The organism is Vibrio sp. 1-2 (7-a), from assembly GCF_013048515.1.
Taxonomy (GTDB): domain Bacteria; phylum Pseudomonadota; class Gammaproteobacteria; order Enterobacterales; family Vibrionaceae; genus Vibrio; species Vibrio diabolicus.
This window is the reverse complement of the sequence record NZ_VHSQ01000003.1, coordinates 475,273-494,432: the sequence shown is the minus strand read 5'-3', so window position 1 is coordinate 494,432 and position 19,160 is coordinate 475,273. Positions and strand designations below refer to the sequence as shown.

Sequence of the window (19,160 nt, the reverse complement as noted above, 5' to 3'; positions counted from 1 at the left end):
AATTTGCTTGGCGACCATAGCGTTTTGGACCCACCTGATTTCCATGCCGAACTCAGAAGTGAAACGAAATAGCGCCGATGGTAGTGTGGGGCTTCCCCATGTGAGAGTAGGACATCGCCAGGCTTTAAATATCGCTTTCAAGTTTTCTTTTTAATTAAGATAACTGAAGGCAAAACTAAAAATTAGCATCGATAGTATAAGACTAAGTTTTAGTGACAATTTGTGGAGAGATGGCTGAGTGGTTGAAAGCACCGGTCTTGAAAACCGGCATACGTTAATAGCGTATCTAGGGTTCAAATCCCTATCTCTCCGCCACCTTTAAAAAACCGCTGTTCTTACAGCGGTTTTTTTGTATCTGCTGTTTTTTAACAGCTGTTATCGAAAACTTCTAATTGGCTTTTCTCCGGCCCTTTCTCTAAGTTCTTTAGCGTACTCACTTTGGGTGTAGTTTACGCAGTAATATCTTCAATCGAAGACATTTCCATAGGTCATTTGGGCTTTAAGTAGAGCTTTGTTAAGTCTCAACGTGGGATGCTTAAAAGCATTTTGATAGAGTTTCAGTCTAAATACTGCTGATGTACTTGGAGAAAAAATGAAGCTACTTTACTGGTTAGATGAATGGCAAGCGCTTACTCAAAAAGAGCAAAATGCTGCTTTACCAATTTCTGGCTACGATTTACTTGATGATGTTTTTGTGAAGTATGAATTCGTCGATCTTAACAAGCCATTGTTGTTCACATTTTCTCCTTCCGGTACTGATGCTCAGGTACAAGACTTAACTCCGGATTTTTCTCCTTGGGGCTACGACCTCGGAATACAACAACAAGTAAATATTATTGCCTTTCAACATTTAGGTAAAAGCAATTGGTTCCGTAGCCGGAATTTGATTTTCTTTCTGGAGCAGTTGTCTGAGTTGCTTAAGCCCTTCAAATGTCGTTTGGGTTATGGGCAGAGCCGAGGTGGTTTTGCTATTGGCGCATTCGCTGACTTACTGAAGTTGGATCATCTTTTGTTGTTTTATCCTGTTAGCACAAAAAATAAAGCGTTAGTGCCATGGGATGATCGGCCCAGCACTGAGCTTGCTCAACAGTTCGATTGGGAAAGCGGCTACCATGATCGAGATTTGGGCAATGCCAAGGGTTACATTATTTATGACCCCACCAATCGTATTGATCGTCTTCATGCTGAACGTTACCCAGAGCTAACTCATTTAAAAGTCGTCGGTATGGGGCACGGCACTCAATCCACACAATTAGATAAATTAGAATTTTTTAATCTGGTGGCGAAGGAGTTTGTTCGTCATCAAACCATAGATATTGACCAATTTAATAAGCAAATTCACGCTTTGTTTTAAAAGAGGACTGATATCAGAGTCCCCTGTAACCAGGGGGAGATGATCACACACTAAAAACTAGATTTTTAACACAATTGCTAGGCGCAATTTAGATGGAGGATTAATGAAGTTACTGTACTGGTTGGATGAATGGCTGGCTCTTTCTCGTGAAGAACAGCAAACCAGGCTACCGATGTCCGGGGAGGACTTACTTGATGATGTGTTTGTTAAGTATGAGTTTGTCGACCGAAATAAACCACTGTTGTTCACCTTTTCCCCTGCTGGTACGAATCTACAAGTACAGGACTTACACTCAGACTTTGCGCCTTGGGGCTATCGCTTAGCCCAGAAACAAAAAGTAAATATTATTTCTTTTCAGCACCTTGGGAAAAGTAACTGGTTTCGCAGCCGTAATTTGATTTTCTTTCTAGAGCAGTTATCGACATTACTTGAGCCTTTTGAATGCCGTTTAGGTTATGGCCTTAGCCGCGGTGGTTTTGCTATTGGCGCTTTTTCCAATCTATTAAAGTTGGATCAAGTATTGATGTTTCACCCGGTCAGTACAAAAAACAAAGTGCTAGTGCCATGGGATGACAGGCCAAGTACTGAACTTGCCCAACAATTTGATTGGGAAGGAAAGTACCACGACCTCGACCTTGGAGATGCAAAAGGTTACATCATTTATGATCCAACCAATGAAATCGACCGCCTTCACGCCAAACGCTACCCAGAGCTCACTCACTTGAGAGTCTTCGGTATGGGACATGGTACCCACGCGACGTATTTGAATAAATTCGGTTTTTATAAGCAAGTGGCTGTAGACTTTATACGTTATCAGAAGATAGATATAGCGCAGTTTCGTCATCAGACTAAAACGCTGCGATTAAAAGAAGATTACTATCAGTGCCTTAACAAGGCGAATGCGAGTTCACAACATCGTTTGAGCCTACTGAGTACCGCTCATAATGTACTAATTGAAGAAAAGAAAGAACATGTGAAGGAGCATCAAGCGCAAATCGATATTCAGCCACTTGTTGATATTGCGATGAAGCATGAGCATGACAATCCGCAAGATGCAGTACAACTTTTGGAAGTGGCTCAGCAGTTAGTTCCGAATGACCCCGTTGTGGAGCACAAGTTGCAGCAACTGTCGTAGGCGAGTAATGCAGACTGGCATTTTGAATTTGGTCAGTGGCTTTTGTCGCTGGCCTTTTTAAGAGCTTATGGGTTGATATTTCGATGAAATTTAATGAAGCAGTACAAAATAAAAAGCCCAAGCAAATGCTTAGGCTCAACGAGTATTAATATGAGTTTAAAACTCTTTTGGCGCAAAGCCTGTCATGACATCGAGGCGAAGCTCTTTACCAACTTTTGTTAGTGGGTGAACGATTACTAAGCCGCGTACGCGTTTTTTCAGTTTGCCGATGTCCGCTTGTTCTGCTTTGGTGATTTCACGAGAGAATGGCATATCAAGTAAGCTTTTACGTTCTTTGTTCAGCTCATAGTTTTGCTTATGCTTTAACTGGTTAAGCTTTTTGGTTAGCTGTTCTACTTCATCCGTGAACTTTGTAATCATTTCGTGATCACCACGAGAACGTGCCGCATCAAGTTTACGTTGGCATGTATCTAAACGGTTGTGCAGCTTTTGAATATCAGTTTTTATGCTCATGGTAATTTGGCTCAAATTTTAAATAGTCGAGAAGTATAGCATAGCTGAGATCACACGCTCTACTATACTTCTCGATTGTCTGGCTTTAGTTAATCAGTTCATTGCCCGATACGTTACCAGAGAAGAAGGCTTTGACGTTATCAAGCGTCACAGAGGCAATATTATTAAGTGCTTCGTGAGTCAAGAATGCTTGGTGGCCAGTAAACAGCACGTTATGACAAGCCGATAAGCGACGGAAAACATCGTCTACGATGACATCGTTAGATTTATCTTGGAAGAACAAGTCTTTTTCATTGTCATACACGTCTAGACCAAGCGCGCCAATCTTACCTTGTTTCAAGGCTTCTATCGCCGCTAGTGAATCCAGCAACTCGCCTCGACTAGTGTTAATGATCATCACACCATCTTTCATTTGTGCGAAGGCTTTTTCGTTCAATAGGTGATAGTTTTCTTCACTCATTGGACAATGGAGAGAGATAATATCCGCACTAGCGTAGATTTCTTCAAGCGAACAGTAACGCGCTCCCATTTCTAGTGCTAATGGATTTTCGTAAGGATCATAGCAAAGCAGCTCCATGCCAAGCCCTTTGAAGATACGCATCGTCGCGATACCAATCTTACCTGTACCAATGACACCAACGGTTTTTCCGTAAAAGTTAAAGCCAACTAGGCCCTCTAGCGAGAAGTTGGCGTCACGTGTACGTTGGTAGGCTTTGTGGAGGCGACGATTTAGGCACATCATCAAACCGACTGTGTGCTCTGCCACCGCCTCTGGTGAGTAAGCTGGAACTCGAACTACTTGTAAGCCAAGTTCTTTAGCAGCTTGTTGGTCCACTTTATCAAAACCCGCGCAGCGCATGGCAATAAGCTTAGTTCCGCCTAGAGAAAGCTGTTTAAGAACGGGAGCTGAAAGGTCATCATTGACGAAAGCACACACGACATCGCAACCATGTGCCATTTTGGCGGTTTTTTCGGTTAGCCGGAAGTCGTGATAGTGGAATTCAAAATCTCGGTTATTTTTAATTTTATTAAAAGAGGCCTCGTCGTAGGATTTTGCACTAAAAAAAGCAATATTAATCATGGTTCCCTCTCAAAAAGTGCGGACTTTATAAATAAATATACTTATAAAGTAATGCAACTTCGCCGGAATGAATAGAGAAATCTTCTCTTTAACTTTTGCCATATCAAACAACGATAACGATCACGCCTTTCAATGAGTATTATCTTACGATTCTGCACTTGTGCGTTCATCACATTAGCTTCTGGGGTAATACAGGTTTTACTCTAGATACTGTTTGCTTTACGGGCGCTAACTAACTAGCATAATCGCTCTTTTCTTGTTCACTTTAGTTAGGTTAGGCGTTCCGGCAATGTCAGTAAAATGGTGCTCTATGTTCTTGTGTTGCGTATTGGCTTCTAGCGTCCATGCAGCTGTAGATCTTGTTAAAGTCGACAAGTCAAAGCGTCGAATGTATTTAATGGAACAAGGCACAATACTAAAAGAATACCGCATTGCTTTAGGAGTGAACCCTAAAGGGCATAAACAAGAAGAGGGAGACAATCGTACACCTGAGGGCGAATACACCTTAGATTACGTCATAGAAGACTCGGCTTTTTATCGTTCTGTGCATATTAGCTACCCTGATGCGATTGATACGTTGGAAGCGAAGCGCCGAGGTGTGTCCCCAGGAGGGAACATCAAAATTCATGGTTTAAAAAACGGTGAGAGTCAGTTGCCGATTTATATCCAAAGCTTTGATTGGACCAATGGGTGTATTGCGATTACCAATGAAGAGATGGATGAGTTTATCCAGCTTGTAGATATGGGGACACCAATTCAGATTGAGTGGTAACGAAATGGTGCCTCTGAAGCTCAAGGTGGTATGTGCTATGGCATAAAGCGTTGTGGATGATCACTGAATATACCGTCTAACTGAGGTAGGTACTTCAGTTTGTTTGGATTGTTCACTGTATAACACATCACTTTGTAACCCGCCTGCTGGAGTTTGTTTATTTGGCGCGAGCGAACCCAGTTAATGTTTAGGTTGCAGCTATAGGCGTTAACTTCTTCCAAAAGGCGTTTATCTTTTCTCGTTAAGAATTCACTCAATACACCTAATCGATACTCATTGCAGTATTTATGCAGCGCTCTAATGACATCATGACTAAAACTGGAGAGTAGTACCTTCTCTTGCGGCATGGGACTTTTTGCTAGTACGTTGGCGAGAGCTTGTGCCACTTCTTCTATTGGGTGGCGATCTACCTTAACTTCAATATTCAAGTTAAGCTTGTGCTCAGTAGCTAAAGTGAGCAGCTCATCTAATGTCATGATTTTCTCACCTGAAAAATCTGCGCTGAACCAGCTACCAAAATCCAACGCCTTTAACTCTTCCAGAGTCAGTTCATCGACACGCCCTTGTCCATTACTGCATCGATTTATGGTGTGATCATGGCAAACCACTAAAACATTATCTTTGGTCGGTTGTACATCAACTTCAACCCAATTTAATCCGAGGTCAATGGCGGCCTGAACGCTCACTTTTGTATTTTCTGGGTATGAGCCAGCAACACCACGATGACCAATTACTAATGTTTCCATGTTCTTCATCTTCTGCTTTGTGTTGAGCAGATTGTACTCGTTTTTTGCTTTGAAGATATACCTCAAGGTGCATGTTGTCAGATCGTCTTAATAAAAGCCAAATCGCCCATTCGTCAAGGTAGGTCGTTGGAAGCACTCCTGTCGAATCATGAACCAAAGTTGGACTTTTATTCTCCTGCCGCTCATTTTTAAAGAGCAAGGTAGTTGCGAGTGCATCATGGTTATCGGGAGAGAAATATGAAGATCGGTGTTATTGGTGCAGGGGCTGTCGGTGTGGGGGTGTGTAATTACTTACTCACTCTGGGTGGTTTTAGTGAGCTTGTTCTACTTGATAAAAATTTAGAACGTGCCGAGGGTGAAGTGTTTGATTTTCGTCACACGATGGCACTGACTTTTTCAAAAAACACACGCATTATGCCGTCGGATGATTACTTAGATTTACTCGAAGCCTCGCTTGTTGTTATCACCGCTGGTACGCAGATTAAACAAGGACAAACTCGTTTAGATATTGCTGAGGTTAATGCTCAAATTGGAGTTGATATTGCGCGTCAAATAGAACGCGTAGCGCCAAATGCGGTGTTGATTGTTGTGTCAAACCCATGCGATATCGTGGCGCACTTTATTGTCACCAACACCGGTTTTGAGCCGAGTAAAGTTATTAGCAGTGGCTGTGTAGTTGATACCGCTCGTTTAATGAGTATTGTTGCTGGCCGTGTAGACCTAGACCCGAAGAACGTGTTTGGTTATGTATTAGGAGAGCATGGTAGCCATTGCTTTACTCCTAAGAGCTTAATTTCTATCGCTGGGCAACCGGCCGACTATTACTGCGATACCCATAACATTGAGAGAATTGATCCGCACGCACTTCTTGAGGCGGTGAAACAGGCGGGATACGAAATCTTTCGGCGTAAGCAGAACACCGTTCATGGCATTGCCGCCAGTGTCTTTCGAATCATTCAAGCTGTGACGATTAACGAACGTTCGGTGTTGCCCGTCGGTACGATGATGTCGGGGCAATATGGTTTGCATGATGTTGTTCTCAGCCTGCCTACGGTTATTGGAAAAAGCGGAGCAAATTCAGTTCTGATGCATCCCTTCACTGAAGAGGAGCTTGTCACATTAAAAACGATCAGCACCCATTTAAAACACATCGTGGAAAATGTCGCTAAGCAGACGAAGCTAAAGCCCTAGGATGTGTAGTTGTTTAATTTGTAAATGAGTAATAGAATGCGAACCATTTTTATTTGAATGGTGAGTGGTAATGTCTCGAGTTTTGATAGTGGATGATGACGTTCCTTTGTGTGAGCTATTAGAAGCAGTTTTGCAAGAGGAGGGCTATATTGTCTCTTCTGTACATTGCGGTGAAAGTGCTTTGCAATATATGGAGAAAACGCCGGTAGATCTTGTACTGCTTGATGTCATGTTACCAAACCTTAACGGCATGCAGGTTGCCCGTAGAATCTGTCAACGCTTCGCGACACCTATTCTAATGCTTACTGCTCTTAATGATGAAAACTCGATGCTTGATGGCTACCAAGCCGGAGCCGATCAGTACATAGGAAAGCCTTTTAATGTTGCTGAGCTTCTGATGCGCATCAAAGCGATTCTTCGTCGTGTTGGTTTAGAGCGCCAACGTCAGGCGATGTGCAGTACCGTTCAAACGATCAGTGATCAGCTCAATAGCTTACCACTCACAAGCACGGAAGCCGAATTACTAAGCTATTTAGTCAAAAACCAAGGTGTGGTGATTTCAAAAGCGGAACTCCAAACCGAAGTATTAAAGAAAGAGCTAAGCCCTTTTGACCGCAACCTTGATATGCACATCAGTAATATACGTCGCAAGCTAGTAGAAGCAGGGCTCTCTAAGCAACATATCAAAACCTTCCGTGGCAAAGGTTACAGCTACCTAGAGGCTGTAAACAATTAATGAAGCTCACGTGCCCACCTTTTATCGCGAAACGTAAAGACAGCTTAGCGTTTAAGTTGTTTAGTTATATGACTGCAATTGTGATAAGTATTTTGGTCGTACAAGCAATGGCGGAGCAAGCTCTCGTGAAAGCAATGCTAAAAGTGCCGGACAGTGTGCGAGAAGAAATGCTCGATCTTGCACATCAAGCCAATGTGCTGATTGAGCACGGAGATATGGACGAACTTGCGGATTGGGCGAACGCGCAAAACTTTTATCTGTTTGTGCTGAATGAGCACCAGCAACCCGTCACTCACCGTTTAATGCATCCACACTTCGAGTTCAAACTTCAATTTAAAAGAAGTATTGATGATCAACTTGAGGGAAAGGTAAATCGCCCGATTATCAATATCCCTTTGGTAAAAGATAATAGCTTGGTGATTCAACTGCCACATCGACTGCATCCCGCACATGACTTCATTTTATATTTCTCTATTCTCAAAGTGGTGATTGCGGTAGTTATTTTGGCGTTGTTCTCATTGCTAATGGCACGCAACTTACAACAGCCGCTTGATCGCTTAAGAGAAGCAAGCAAAAAGCTATCTAACGGTGACTTTAATGTCAGTGTGGTGAAAGAGTTAAAATCGAATACGCGCGAGTTTAACGAGCTGGCGCAAGACTTCGACCACATGACACAGCAAATTCATTCTCTTGCCGAAAAGCAGCGATTGCTTATAAGAGATGTCTCCCACGAGCTCCGAACGCCGTTAGCAAGACAGAATTTAGTTCTACACCTTTTGCGGAAGCGAGTTGGGGAGAACGAGCAAAGCTTGGTGACCAGGCTAGAAGACGAAGCTAAAGAGCTAAACCATTTGATAAGCGATATCTTGGAGTTCAGTCGCTTGGAAAATGCGCGTTTCGACAAAGGTGCGAAACGCCGTGATTTAGAGGTGTTGCTCGCACCGCAAGTAGAGCGGTGCAAAATCGATTTAAAACCAGAACAAACATTGTCATTCCGTTCAGAAGCAACATGCGCCAAAGCTTTTTGCGAAGAAACGCTCATCATTCGTTGTTTGAATAACCTTGTTGGAAATGCCATCAAATATTCAGGGCAAGCATCTCAGATAGAAGTTTCTCTGGCTAATCATGTCAAAGATGGGCAGCAATTGATTTCCATGTCTGTATCCGACAATGGGCCAGGTATTCCAGAGAACAAGTTGGTCGATATTTTTGACCCGTTTACTCGCTTAGATGCATCAAGAGATAAGAAGCTTGGCGGCTATGGTTTAGGTCTCGCGATTGTCAAAGAATCCATGCGCATTATGGGTGGATCCGTTACGGCGAAAAATCGTGAACAAGGAGGTCTGAGTGTTACTTTGGTGTTCAAGCAGTAAGTATGGTTAAGTCTTATTAACTGTGATATTTATCACGTTATTGTGGCTCATCATCAGAGAGTACTTTACAAAAGTTTGCAAATGCAAAGAATGTAAATTTAATGCAAATGGTAATACTTATCACTTATATTCACCCGCGAAATAATTAAGAGGGAATCGCATTCAACAAGCATGTGACCCGAAAAATAATAATCGGAGTGAAAGGATATGTTTACTAAGAGCCATTTGGCGCTAGTGATCGGTGCGGTGTTAGCAACACCTGCAGTGGCGGACGTTCAAACAGACGAACATGTAGTTGTAGAAGGTCGAGAGTTCGGCTACAAGGCGGATACAAACAGTACAGCAATGCGCATGGAAATGACGCAGCTGGAAACGCCAGGACAAGTAGCGGTTATCGATGAAACGGTAATTGATGAGCAGCGTGCAAGTACACTTGGTGAAGTGCTACGTAACGATGCAAGTGTTAGCGCGGGTGCTACAAGCCGTAACCGCGAACGTTTCTCTCTACGTGGTTTTGAACTTAGCAGTTCAGACGGTTTTCTTCGTGATGGCCGTCAACACTGGTCACACTACCGTCAGCCAATTGAGCTTTTAGAGCGTGTTGAAGTGCTTAAAGGTCCATCAGGCTTGCTATACGGTAAATCTGAGCCGGGTGGCTTGGTAAACATGGTTTCGAAAAAACCAACAACTCAAACACAAGCTAGTTTGAGTCAAGATCTAGGTTCGAATGATCACTCACGCACGGTGCTTGATGTGAGTGGCGCGCTAAATGATGCAGAGACACTGCGCGCGCGCGCAATTTTTGCCAAAGAAAGCTACGGCTCTTGGCGCAGCTACGGCGATGGTACCGAGCCAGAAACGGATCGCACGGTTGCGGGCCTAGTGGTTGAGTACGACATCACCGACAACTTTATGGTGTCAGCGCATTACGATCGCACGAAAGACGATGGTAGCGTGGATTCTGGTGCTTACATTGTGGATGGTAAAGCGGTTCGCGGTGACAAGTATATCTGGGATGCGCAGTGGTCTGAAATTGATAACGATGTAGAAAACTATGGCATCGATATTAATGCTCAAGTGACTGACAATGTAAACGTAAAAGCGGGTTACAACCGCCAAGACTTTAAGCGTTTTGATGTAGAGTCTTACCCAGGTTTCGATACTTATGACCAAGATACTAAGATCGACCATTCTGGTAACGAACGCAAAGATAATTGGGTGTTTGATACTGCATATATAGATGTGACGACGGACTTTTCTCTGTTTGGTACAGATAACACGTTTTTGGTAGGTGCGAACTATCTAGAGTATACCTATGACCGTTTCCAAAAGTATTACAACCCTATAAGTATAGAAGCCGGTCAGTCTGTGCCTCGTCCTGGATACTCTGGGAAAGTTAAACAGTCCACAAGCGAGCACGACACTTGGGGTATCTACGCGCAAAACATGATGACGATTAATGATTACTGGCAAGTGCTTGCAGGTGTTCGTTATGACGAAAAGCGTGACGATGACCTGACTGAAAACCAGGTTTCTCCAAAATTTGGTGTAATTTTCCACCCAGCGACGAATGGCTCGGTTTACGTTCAGTACTCTGAAAGCTTTATGCCGCAAGGTGAAGTCAGCAGTGGTCGTGGCAAAACTTACGTGAACGATGGCGAGAAGCTAGATGCAGAGCGCGGAATTTCTTATGAAATCGGTACGAAGTGGGAACTGTTTGATCAGCGCTTATTTGTATCAGGTGCTGTGTTTGATATCACATTAGAGAACATGTCGCTGGATGTTGAAAGTGGTAAAGATGCTAGTAATAAGGTTCTACATAAGAAAACTCAAGGTGGTGAGCAAGTACACAAAGGTGCTGAGCTAATGGCCCAAGGTTTTGTGACCCCTGAGTTGTCGCTAACCGCTTCTGCAATGTACTTGGATGCAGAGCTTAAGAAGGCAGAAAGATATGAAGGTAACCGCCCTGTAGATGTGCCAGAGTTCTCGGCAAGTCTATGGTCTAGCTACAAGGTTCAAGACAACACTAACTTAAACCTCGGTTTGATTTATGAAGGTGATCGCTACGGTGATGCAGCGAATACCTTCAAGAAAGATGGCTACGCTCGCGTTGATATGGGCGTGTCATACAAACATAAGTACGATGAAAACTTGGATATCATTGCTCGATTCAATGTCGAGAATTTATTCGATACCGACTACTTCGCAGGTGGTGGTAGCACGAATAGCGAGCAAAAAGGTGCGAGTGGGGTTGTGGTTGGAGAAAGCCGCAACTACATGGCAACAATCCAGTTCAAGTACTGATAACAATTTGATTATTAAAGGGGAAGGGTAGTCTTCCCCTTTGGTCGTTTTTGGAACACAGAAATATAACTCGTATGAATCTAATGAAATCAAGTATCGCTCTGTTGATATCATCGGTTTTGATTCCCGCTCACGCGGCGAACTTAAACGATGCACAAGCTGTGCAGAGTAAAACAAACCAGTCGTCGGCGGTAAGCCAAAAACGTATTGATGCAAGCGCAGAAAAATCACTTACTCTAGAAGCTGAAATTGAGCAGCTGCAAGAGGAAGTCGGTAACTTGAAGATTTATCGCGATCATCTTGCAAGCCTTGTTGAGAGCCAAAATCAAGAAGTTGATAGCTTGAACGAGCAAATTGAGCAGATTGCTCAAACTCGTCAAGGTGTCGTGCCTTTGATGTATCACATGCTTGAAGGCTTAAAAGCGCTCGTTGCTAACGACAAACCTATACGCAAAGCGCAACGTGAGGAACGAATTGCAAAGCTGGATTCCATGATGACGCGTGCAGACGTTGCGGATGCAGAGAAGTTTCGTCGTATTTTAGAAGCGTACCAAATTGAAATGGATTACGGCACCAAGCTTGGCGTTTACCAAGGCAAGATTAACCTGGGTGACAATGAAGCTGTGGAGGCGGACATTCTCTATTTAGGGCGTTTGTCTTTGGTAGCACGTAGCTTATCTGGTGAGACATTCTGGAGCTGGTCACAGCAACAACAAGCATGGCAACAAGTGGGTTCTGAGCAAAAATCAGAGCTAGATAAAGCGTTCGCTATGGCGAATAAACAGATCGCGCCGAGTATGTTAACTCTGCCAGTGTCGTTAACCGCTGCGGAGGGCAAATAAATGATGAAAAAATGGTTATCGGTTGCACTAATCTCGACAGCCGCATTAATGCCTCATACAACTGTTGCTAGTGATGCGTTGTTACAAAAGGCGCAGCAAGAAAATCGTCAACAGCAATCGCACAATGTCACGCGTGAATCAGGTTTTAAGAAAACAGAGCAAGAGCTACAGGCTATAAAGAATAAATTGGCCGCAGAGCGAGCTGCTCTTCAAGCAGAAGCGGATTCATTAAGTGTTACTTTCGGTGAAAACGAAGCGGAACTGGCGCAGCTAGAAGAAAAGCTACGTCTAGAAACCGGGAGCTTAGGTGAGCTATTTGGCGTCGTTCGCCAGAACGCAAAAGAGCTAGAGTCAGAGCTCAAGAGCTCAGTAACGGGTGTTGATGCAAACTCATATCAGAAAGATATCGATGCTATTGTTGCGGCTAAATCACTGCCAACGTTGATCCAACTTCAGGCGATGTGGCGTAGCATGGAAGAACAAATCAAAGCAAGTGGTGAGATGGCAAACGTCTCTTTCACACTGCTAAATGGCGAAGGTCGTGAACAAACGGTTAATGGTGTTCGTCTTGGTTCTATGGCGCTGCTGGATGACACTGGCTACGTTAAGTGGAATGGTCAACGCGGAGATGCGGTAAACTATCTTCGTCAGCCTGAAAGCGGTCCAACAGCGAATACTATTTCCTCTGGTGACATTGATGCGCTTGTCATTGACCCGTCACGCGGCATTCTCCTTGAGCAGCTCGCAAACTCACCGACTTTGGCTGATCGCCTAAATGCAGGCGGCGTTGTCGGTAAAATCATCCTTGGTTTATTAGCTATCGGTCTATTGATTGCTCTCGTACGTGGTGCATCTCTGATGATTTCGCGCCAGAAAATCATGAAGCAACTGAAAACTCCAGCACAGCCAGGAGACAACCCTTTGGGTCGTGTGCTTGCGGTGTATCAGAAAGATAAGCATCGCAGCGTAGAAGCGTTAGAGCTACGTCTTTTGGAAGCCGTTGTTGATGAGCAAACCCACTTAGAAAAAGGGTTGTCGATGCTGAAGCTTCTTGCGGCGCTGGCCCCTATGCTTGGTCTACTGGGCACGGTAACGGGTATGATCGAAACCTTCCAAGTCATCACTCAATTTGGTAATGGTGATCCGAAAGTAATGGCGGGTGGTATTTCGATGGCGCTTGTAACTACTGTACTTGGCCTTGTTTCAGCCATGCCATTGTTATTGGCGCACAACGTATTGAGCTCTCAAGCAGAAAATATTCGCAGTATCTTAGAAAAGCAAGGTATCGGTTTAGTTGCAGAACAAGCTGAGCGTGATATGCCGAGCAACAAGAGTCACTCTAACACCTTAGCGGAGAACGCAGCGTAATGGAGCAGATCCTACTCAGCACATTGGGTTTGATCAGTGAGGATTGGGCCACAACCTTGATGAGCTTTATGCAGCAAGGTGGTCAAATCCTATGGTGGCTGGCTGCCGTCGTGGCGGTGTGCTGGCTGTTGGTTATGGAGCGAGTTATTTATCTCACAACGGTTTTCCCTGGGGTAAAGAAACAGCTTTGTGAGCAGTGGCAAGCAAGATCAGAGCACCACTCTTGGTACGCGCATCAAATCCGTGAAGGATGGATTGCAAAAGCGCAAATCGAACTGCGCCAAAACCTATCGACTATTAAGCTGCTTGTGGCGGTTTGCCCAATGCTAGGGTTGTTAGGGACGGTGACGGGCATGATTACGGTGTTTGACGTAATGGCATCGCAAGGCAGCAGCAATCCGAAATTGATGGCTTCAGGTATCTCACTTGCTACGCTGCCAACCATGGCGGGTATGGTAGCAGCGCTGGCGGGCATGTTTATTCATGCTCGCCTTAGCAAAGTGTGTGAACGAAAAGCTATCCAGTTAGAACAATCTTTAAGGAGTCAAAAGTGAGACTCGGACGCAGACCTAACCAACAAGATGAAGCTCAAGTCGATTTAACGTCGATGCTTGATATCGTCTTCATCATGTTGATCTTCTTCATTGTGACCAGTTCGTTTGTACGTGAATCCGGTGTAGAAGTGAACCGCCCTCAGGCTTCTAATGTGGTAAGCCAAAAAGATGCGGGCATTTTTATCGCGGTAACGGCAGCAAATGACGTGTACATCGACAAACGAGTGGTTGATATTGAGCGTGTTGAGGCCTCTATTGAGCACTTGTTACTTGATCAGCCTGATGCTTCGTTAGTTATCCAAGCTGACGAGCATGCTTATAATGGCACTGTCGTGAAAGTGATGGACGCTGCAAAAGCGGCGGGCGTGAAAAACATCGCATTGGCGGCGGAGAAACCTTAATGGGCAGGCTGTTACTTGCACTACCAGCATCACTGTTAATTTCTGTGAGCCTGTTTAGCTTTATGGCGTGGATGGTTGATAAAGGCAACCAGCGTGCGCCAGAAGCTTCGGAAGCGGTTCGTTTTGATATGGTGATGGTAGAGAATGAAGCAGACGTGCAGCGCCGTCAACGTTCAGTGCCGGAGCAACCAGAACCACCCCAAGCGCCGGAGCCAATGGATCTGTCTCAAGCTGACACTCAAATGGAGCCAATGAGCCAGATGACGCCAGTCAGTGCTTTAGGTTTGAACACTGCCCTTGAAGGTATCGCGATCAGTGCGCCAAACTTGAAGGGAACAATGGGCAACCAACAAGCACTGCCGTTGTATCGTGTTGATCCTCGCTATCCAAGTAAGGCGCTGAAACGTAGAGTTGAAGGCTATGTCATTATGCGTTTCACGATCGATGCAACTGGACGACCAAAAGATATTGAAGTGATCGAGGCTGAGCCACAGCGTATGTTCGAAAGAGAAGCGATTCGTGCGCTTAAAAAATGGAAGTATCAGCCAAAAGTTGAGGATGGTGTGTCAATTGAGCAGTATGGACAAACCGCTAAAGTGGAGTTCAAGTTAGCCAAATGATGAAAAAATTCTTAATCGGTACGGTATTAAGCCTGAGTGCACTTTCAACCATTGCCAGTGAGTTAAGCCAATACACTGCCGCGAGAGTTCAACGAGCACACAACTTGGCTCAAGAGGAGAAACTAAAAGAAGCGATTTCATCTCTTGAAGCTATGGAGCTTTCTCGTGGATATGACCAAGCTTATGTCGCTCGAATGTTGGGTATTTTTTACTGGCAGAATGAACAAACTCAAGCAGCAATTAAGCAACTTGAGTTGGCAGTCAATAGTGGTTTGCTACAAGATGAGCAAGCATGGCAAACCCGAAAGATGTTGGCAGATATACTGCTGAACGAGCAACGCTTTTCTAAGGCGTTACCTCATTACTATGCCTTGAGCAAAAACATTCCTAAAGGTCAAAAAGCGCATGAGCTATGGCTGCGTATTTCCCAATCTCATTATCAACTGAGTCAGTGGCAGAAAGTGCTTTCAGCAATGGCTCGTTATGAGAAGTTTGGTCAGCCAGACAAGCTTGGCGCATTGTCGATAAAGCTTTCTGCTGAGCTAGAACTGAAAAAGTGGAAGCCGGCAATCTCGACCATCAAACGCTTGATCGCGATTGAACCTGAGCGAATTGAATGGTGGCGTCAGCTTGTTGCTCTTTACCTGCGTGTTGATGACAACAAACGTGCTCTGGACTCTTTGGCGTTGGCAAAACTGAAAGGATTACAACTTAGCCAAGATGACTTAAAGCTGCTGGCACAATTGTACGCGAAACGAGGTATTCCTGAGAGAGCTGCGTTGGTGATGAACGAGCTAGAGGATGTAAACTCGAATAGTAAACTGAAAGCTCAGCAAGCGACGTATTGGCAAATGGCAAAAGAGTGGGAAGAGTCTATCGATAGTTGGCGTGTTGCTGCTCAGTTAGACCGACAGTATTACTGGAACTACTCTCAATTATTGGTGCAAGAAGGCCACTATAAAGATGCCCTTGCCGCGCTCGATAAGGTCAGCGGTCGTAAAGCGGATGTCGCACTTATCAAAACTCGCGCTTACTACAAGCTTAAGCGGTTTGACGATGCACTTGCTAATGCCAAAAGAGCGGATGAGATAAAACCGTCGAATCAGGCAAAAAGTTGGGTTAAGTATCTATCACAGCTACGCAAAGTAGAATCGACGCAGAACTCATAGCGAACATTTTTATTAAATACCCGAGCTCAGTCTCGGGTATTTTTTGTCTAAAGTCATAAAGGCTATTTATTGTATGAGCTTTTCATAAAAGGCTAATGCATCAAATGGTCGGGAGAAAAAAGGGCTTTTCTCTATATATTCTTGATGTACCTTGCTCAGTGTTTCAAACTTTTCTCTCGATGTAGGTTCGATATGAAAAGTTAGGCTTTCAGTCGATTCTACAAGCTTTAATGTTGAGGTTCTTGAAGCGTTATTTTTTGCTATTAATAGATAATATGCTAGCTCTTGCTTCTCTTTTAATACACAAGCCTCAAAAGCTTTCTCGCTTAAAAACGGCAGAACAGGAGTTAATGCTTCTATATGCTTCTTTGAATACTCTAGGGTTTGTTTGTCAGGTGTATTCTGGTCTGCCATAGATTCGCACAGCTTTATCTTAGCACCATAATTATCGATAGATTGGCTTACGTTGTTAAACAAACTGGCTTCAAACTTTTCACTTGCGAAAGTGACACTTGAGAAAAGTGATAAGAGAATTATTCCAACATTCTTGTTCATATTTTTCCTTCTGAACTGCACCATAACGTTTGGCTAGCATCAGAAAATCTTCTCTATCTAACCCTACACTAACTTCTTAGCTTACCTTTTTAATCTAGCTTATCGATAGCTTTTAAGCTTTTCATTAAATATACATAAAGGCGCATTTTGGTGGAGTCTATCCCACTTTTTAGTATTGGAAATATCATTAAATTTTGAGTCATTAAAATCAATAGGGTTATTATCTAGAGGGAGGCAATTGGTGACTCATATTGGCGCAAATAGTTACAACATGCGCCAGCCAAGCTGAATTGAAAAAGTAAACAATGTAAATTAAATGCCAATACGAATGATTATCACCTAAATTATGCCCCACATTTATTGGTGATGATTGTTTCTATGTTGCTTAAAAGCAAAGGTGTTCAAACTTGGGCTCGACGCCTACATATCTATATTTCGATGGCTCTTCTCTTAGTTACGCTGTTTTTTGCAATAACTGGTATTACCCTCAATCGCCCCGAATTATTTGAACGCCGTGAACCTATCATTCAACAACATACTCTTACGGTTCCACACTCAGTGCTATTTTCACATTCAGATACTTTTCAACCTAACCGTGAAGAACTGCTTGCTTTCTTGACTAAAGAAACCGAGCTTCGCGGTACTCCCTCCGCGTTAGATGTGTATACCGAAGTTGAGCAAGGTGAGTTGTTACTCGGAGAGTTGTCTATGGATTTTAAAGGCCCGGGTTATAACGCTACGGTCTTTATTGATATGACTACTGGTGCGGCAGAGGTTGAAACGACGCACTACGGTATTGTTGCGTTGTTGAACGATCTACATAAAGGTCGCAACAGTGGTGGGATTTGGAAGTGGTTTATCGACGTCACTGCGCTTTTGATGGTGTTTTTTGTTCTAACAGGTGTGTGCTTATTACTGCCTAAGAAGAAGACGCTTAGAACGTCAATGCAATGGATGAGCTTTGGTACGTTACTGTCGCTCGTGATTTATTTTGTTGCTGTTCCATAACAGCTTTTTTAGAGAACACTTATGTTGAACACAGGAAGATTTTTCCGCCGTAATCACTTTTGTAAAGCCGCTTTGATCGCGGCTTTTGCTCCTTTCTCTCTTTCTGCAGCTCCTCTACCAGATAACGCGAAGATCGATTTCGAATTCGAACTTCCAAAGGTAGACACTTCAATGTACGCACGCCCTTATGTGGCGGTGTGGGTTGAAAATGACCAGCGTAAACCGGTTAAAACCATTCAGCTATGGGTAGGAAAAGACGAATGGCTAAAAGACCTGCGCAGCTGGTGGAGAAAAGCGGGTCGTTATGATCGTGAACTTGTTGATGCGGTGACGTCAGCAACCCGTCCTGCTGGTCAATACCGCTTTGTCTGGGATGGAACCAATGACGCAGGGGAGCGTTTGGAGCAGGGAAATTACACATTGTACGTCGAAGTCGTTCGTGAACACGGTGGGCGTAACTACTTACGTCAAAAAATAACGCTAGCGGACAGTGAAGTGCGCTATGAGCTTAAACCAACACAAGAGACGGGTGTCATCACCGTCAATTATCAAGTTAAGTGATTAAAGGACACAACAATGAAAACCAAAATCAAAGCAGTGGCATTGGCGAGTGTAATGGCAATGGGATTGGCTGCAACAACCACCGCACAAGCGCATCCACGTTGGGTTCTGCCTTCTCACTTTACGGTTTCAAAAGAAGGCGGTGACTGGCTGACATTTGATGTTACTGCTTCTCACGGAACGTTTGTTTTTGATAAGCCTGCGGGTAGTGACCAAGCGTTCGTGGTGATGCCGGATGGCCGTTCTGAGCGTCCTAACTTTGTTGTTCGTGGCAAACGTCGTTCTATGTTTGATTTCTTTTTTACGGAAGAAGGCACGCACAAAGTCGCGATCAATAATCAGCCGAGTTACTACACCCAATACAAAGCGGGTCGTCGTGATACGGTGAAGTGGGCGCGAGCAAACAAAGCTGAGCGTGGTGATGTGCTTCCCGAGCAAGCACGTGATGTGGTTACTCAACTAAGCTACACCCGAGCAGAAAGCTACATCACGGTTGGTATGCCAACGGAAAAAGCGTTGGAGATTGAAGGAAAAATGCTGGAGATGAAACCGATCACGCATCCATCGGATATCATTGAAGGTGAACCAGTCACTTTCCAGTTTTTCTTCAATGGTGAGCCACAAGAGGGCGTCACAGCGGAGATCACACGTGAAGGCACCATGTACCGAAACCATCAAGAACAAATCGATGTGGTGAGTGATGAAGATGGCAAAGTGATCTTCACGCCAGAGGTCGCAGGGCGCTACTTAATGAAAGCGAACTACAAAGGTGAATTAAAAGATAATCCATTGGCGGATAAAGCGAGTGCCAATGTTCACCTTACGTTTGAAACTCAACTTAACTAATCGAATTAGGCTCAGCAATCGCTGGGCCATT

Annotated in this window: 20 protein-coding genes, 1 tRNA gene and 1 rRNA gene; 18 read left to right on the top strand and 4 right to left on the bottom strand. The window is 44.1% G+C overall.

What is annotated here, in order from left to right:
* The first annotated feature begins 6 nt into the window (after positions 1-6).
* The 4 genes from rrf to FKN08_RS12470 all read left to right on the top strand — a co-directional run bounded on the left by rrf (position 7) and on the right by FKN08_RS12470 (position 2,489).
* A 5S ribosomal RNA gene (gene rrf / locus FKN08_RS12485) occupies positions 7-123 on the top strand.
* A gap of 101 nt (positions 124-224) precedes the next feature.
* A tRNA-Ser gene (locus FKN08_RS12480) sits at positions 225-315 on the top strand.
* Positions 316-592: 277 nt separating this feature from the next.
* A complete protein-coding gene (locus FKN08_RS12475) occupies positions 593-1,354 on the top strand; it encodes a cytosolic protein (protein ID WP_170892241.1) in 762 nt (253 codons plus the stop codon).
* 103 nt (positions 1,355-1,457) lie between these two features.
* A complete protein-coding gene (locus FKN08_RS12470) occupies positions 1,458-2,489 on the top strand; it encodes a cytosolic protein (RefSeq protein WP_074189713.1) in 1,032 nt (343 codons plus the stop codon).
* 156 nt (positions 2,490-2,645) lie between these two features.
* Here FKN08_RS12470 and FKN08_RS12465 read toward each other — a convergent pair whose 3' ends face one another.
* Together FKN08_RS12465 and FKN08_RS12460 are read right to left on the bottom strand one after the other, a co-directional pair.
* A complete protein-coding gene (locus FKN08_RS12465; protein WP_005374274.1) occupies positions 2,646-3,002 on the bottom strand; it encodes a YibL family ribosome-associated protein in 357 nt (118 codons plus the stop codon).
* A gap of 85 nt (positions 3,003-3,087) precedes the next feature.
* Positions 3,088-4,083 carry a 2-hydroxyacid dehydrogenase gene (locus FKN08_RS12460; protein ID WP_170892240.1) on the bottom strand — a complete coding sequence of 332 codons (996 nt, stop codon included), beginning with the start codon at positions 4,081-4,083 and terminating at the stop codon, positions 3,088-3,090.
* A 289-nt stretch (positions 4,084-4,372) separates the two neighbouring features.
* Between FKN08_RS12460 and FKN08_RS12455 the strand changes: the two genes are divergently transcribed.
* Complete coding sequence (locus FKN08_RS12455; protein WP_047007949.1) at positions 4,373-4,855, top strand: L,D-transpeptidase family protein; 483 nt, start codon at positions 4,373-4,375, stop codon at positions 4,853-4,855.
* Positions 4,856-4,890: 35 nt separating this feature from the next.
* Here the strand turns inward: FKN08_RS12455 and FKN08_RS12450 are convergent, their stop codons facing one another.
* The gene (locus FKN08_RS12450) at positions 4,891-5,601 is read right to left on the bottom strand and encodes a glycerophosphodiester phosphodiesterase family protein (RefSeq protein WP_047008154.1); all 711 of its coding nucleotides are present in this window, start codon (positions 5,599-5,601) and stop codon (positions 4,891-4,893) included.
* Positions 5,602-5,838: 237 nt separating this feature from the next.
* Here FKN08_RS12450 and FKN08_RS12445 point away from each other — a divergent pair, with 237 nt between their 5' ends.
* From FKN08_RS12445 to FKN08_RS12400, 10 genes are all read left to right on the top strand, one after another.
* Positions 5,839-6,792, top strand: a complete 954-nt coding sequence (locus tag FKN08_RS12445) for an L-lactate dehydrogenase (RefSeq protein ID WP_170892239.1) — start codon at positions 5,839-5,841, stop codon at positions 6,790-6,792.
* Positions 6,793-6,862: 70 nt separating this feature from the next.
* Positions 6,863-7,528, top strand: a complete 666-nt coding sequence (locus FKN08_RS12440; protein ID WP_046873911.1) for a response regulator transcription factor — start codon at positions 6,863-6,865, stop codon at positions 7,526-7,528.
* Positions 7,528-8,901, top strand: a complete 1,374-nt coding sequence (locus tag FKN08_RS12435) for a sensor histidine kinase (RefSeq protein ID WP_005393533.1) — start codon at positions 7,528-7,530, stop codon at positions 8,899-8,901. The genes FKN08_RS12440 and FKN08_RS12435 overlap by 1 nt, the downstream gene beginning before the upstream one ends.
* 207 nt (positions 8,902-9,108) lie before the next feature.
* On the top strand, positions 9,109-11,205 hold the full coding sequence (locus tag FKN08_RS12430) for a TonB-dependent siderophore receptor (protein WP_170892238.1): 2,097 nt from the start codon (positions 9,109-9,111) through the stop codon (positions 11,203-11,205).
* A gap of 74 nt (positions 11,206-11,279) precedes the next feature.
* Positions 11,280-12,047 carry a DUF3450 domain-containing protein gene (locus FKN08_RS12425; protein WP_054574483.1) on the top strand — a complete coding sequence of 256 codons (768 nt, stop codon included), beginning with the start codon at positions 11,280-11,282 and terminating at the stop codon, positions 12,045-12,047.
* Positions 12,048-13,415 carry a MotA/TolQ/ExbB proton channel family protein gene (locus FKN08_RS12420; RefSeq protein WP_170892237.1) on the top strand — a complete coding sequence of 456 codons (1,368 nt, stop codon included), beginning with the start codon at positions 12,048-12,050 and terminating at the stop codon, positions 13,413-13,415.
* Positions 13,415-13,969, top strand: a complete 555-nt coding sequence (locus FKN08_RS12415) for a MotA/TolQ/ExbB proton channel family protein (protein WP_017635540.1) — start codon at positions 13,415-13,417, stop codon at positions 13,967-13,969. Before FKN08_RS12420 ends, FKN08_RS12415 begins: the two co-directional genes overlap by 1 nt.
* Positions 13,966-14,370, top strand: coding sequence for a biopolymer transporter ExbD (locus FKN08_RS12410; RefSeq protein ID WP_005374257.1), 405 nt, complete (start codon positions 13,966-13,968; stop codon positions 14,368-14,370). Before FKN08_RS12415 ends, FKN08_RS12410 begins: the two co-directional genes overlap by 4 nt.
* Complete coding sequence (locus FKN08_RS12405) at positions 14,370-14,990, top strand: energy transducer TonB (protein WP_006741220.1); 621 nt, start codon at positions 14,370-14,372, stop codon at positions 14,988-14,990. Before FKN08_RS12410 ends, FKN08_RS12405 begins: the two co-directional genes overlap by 1 nt.
* Complete coding sequence (locus FKN08_RS12400) at positions 14,987-16,159, top strand: hypothetical protein (RefSeq protein WP_046873906.1); 1,173 nt, start codon at positions 14,987-14,989, stop codon at positions 16,157-16,159. The genes FKN08_RS12405 and FKN08_RS12400 overlap by 4 nt, the downstream gene beginning before the upstream one ends.
* Before the next feature lie 66 nt (positions 16,160-16,225).
* Here the strand turns inward: FKN08_RS12400 and FKN08_RS12395 are convergent, their stop codons facing one another.
* Complete coding sequence (locus tag FKN08_RS12395; RefSeq protein WP_042523421.1) at positions 16,226-16,714, bottom strand: hypothetical protein; 489 nt, start codon at positions 16,712-16,714, stop codon at positions 16,226-16,228.
* 378 nt (positions 16,715-17,092) lie between these two features.
* Here FKN08_RS12395 and FKN08_RS12390 point away from each other — a divergent pair, with 378 nt between their 5' ends.
* From FKN08_RS12390 to FKN08_RS12380, 3 genes are read left to right on the top strand one after another with little or no spacing between them, the layout of a single operon-like run.
* Positions 17,093-17,722, top strand: a complete 630-nt coding sequence (locus tag FKN08_RS12390) for a PepSY-associated TM helix domain-containing protein (RefSeq protein ID WP_139060115.1) — start codon at positions 17,093-17,095, stop codon at positions 17,720-17,722.
* Between the two features lie 21 nt (positions 17,723-17,743).
* A complete protein-coding gene (locus FKN08_RS12385) occupies positions 17,744-18,283 on the top strand; it encodes a DUF2271 domain-containing protein (protein WP_170892236.1) in 540 nt (179 codons plus the stop codon).
* A gap of 15 nt (positions 18,284-18,298) precedes the next feature.
* Complete coding sequence (locus FKN08_RS12380) at positions 18,299-19,129, top strand: DUF4198 domain-containing protein (RefSeq protein ID WP_124007441.1); 831 nt, start codon at positions 18,299-18,301, stop codon at positions 19,127-19,129.
* Positions 19,130-19,160: the final 31 nt, after the last annotated feature.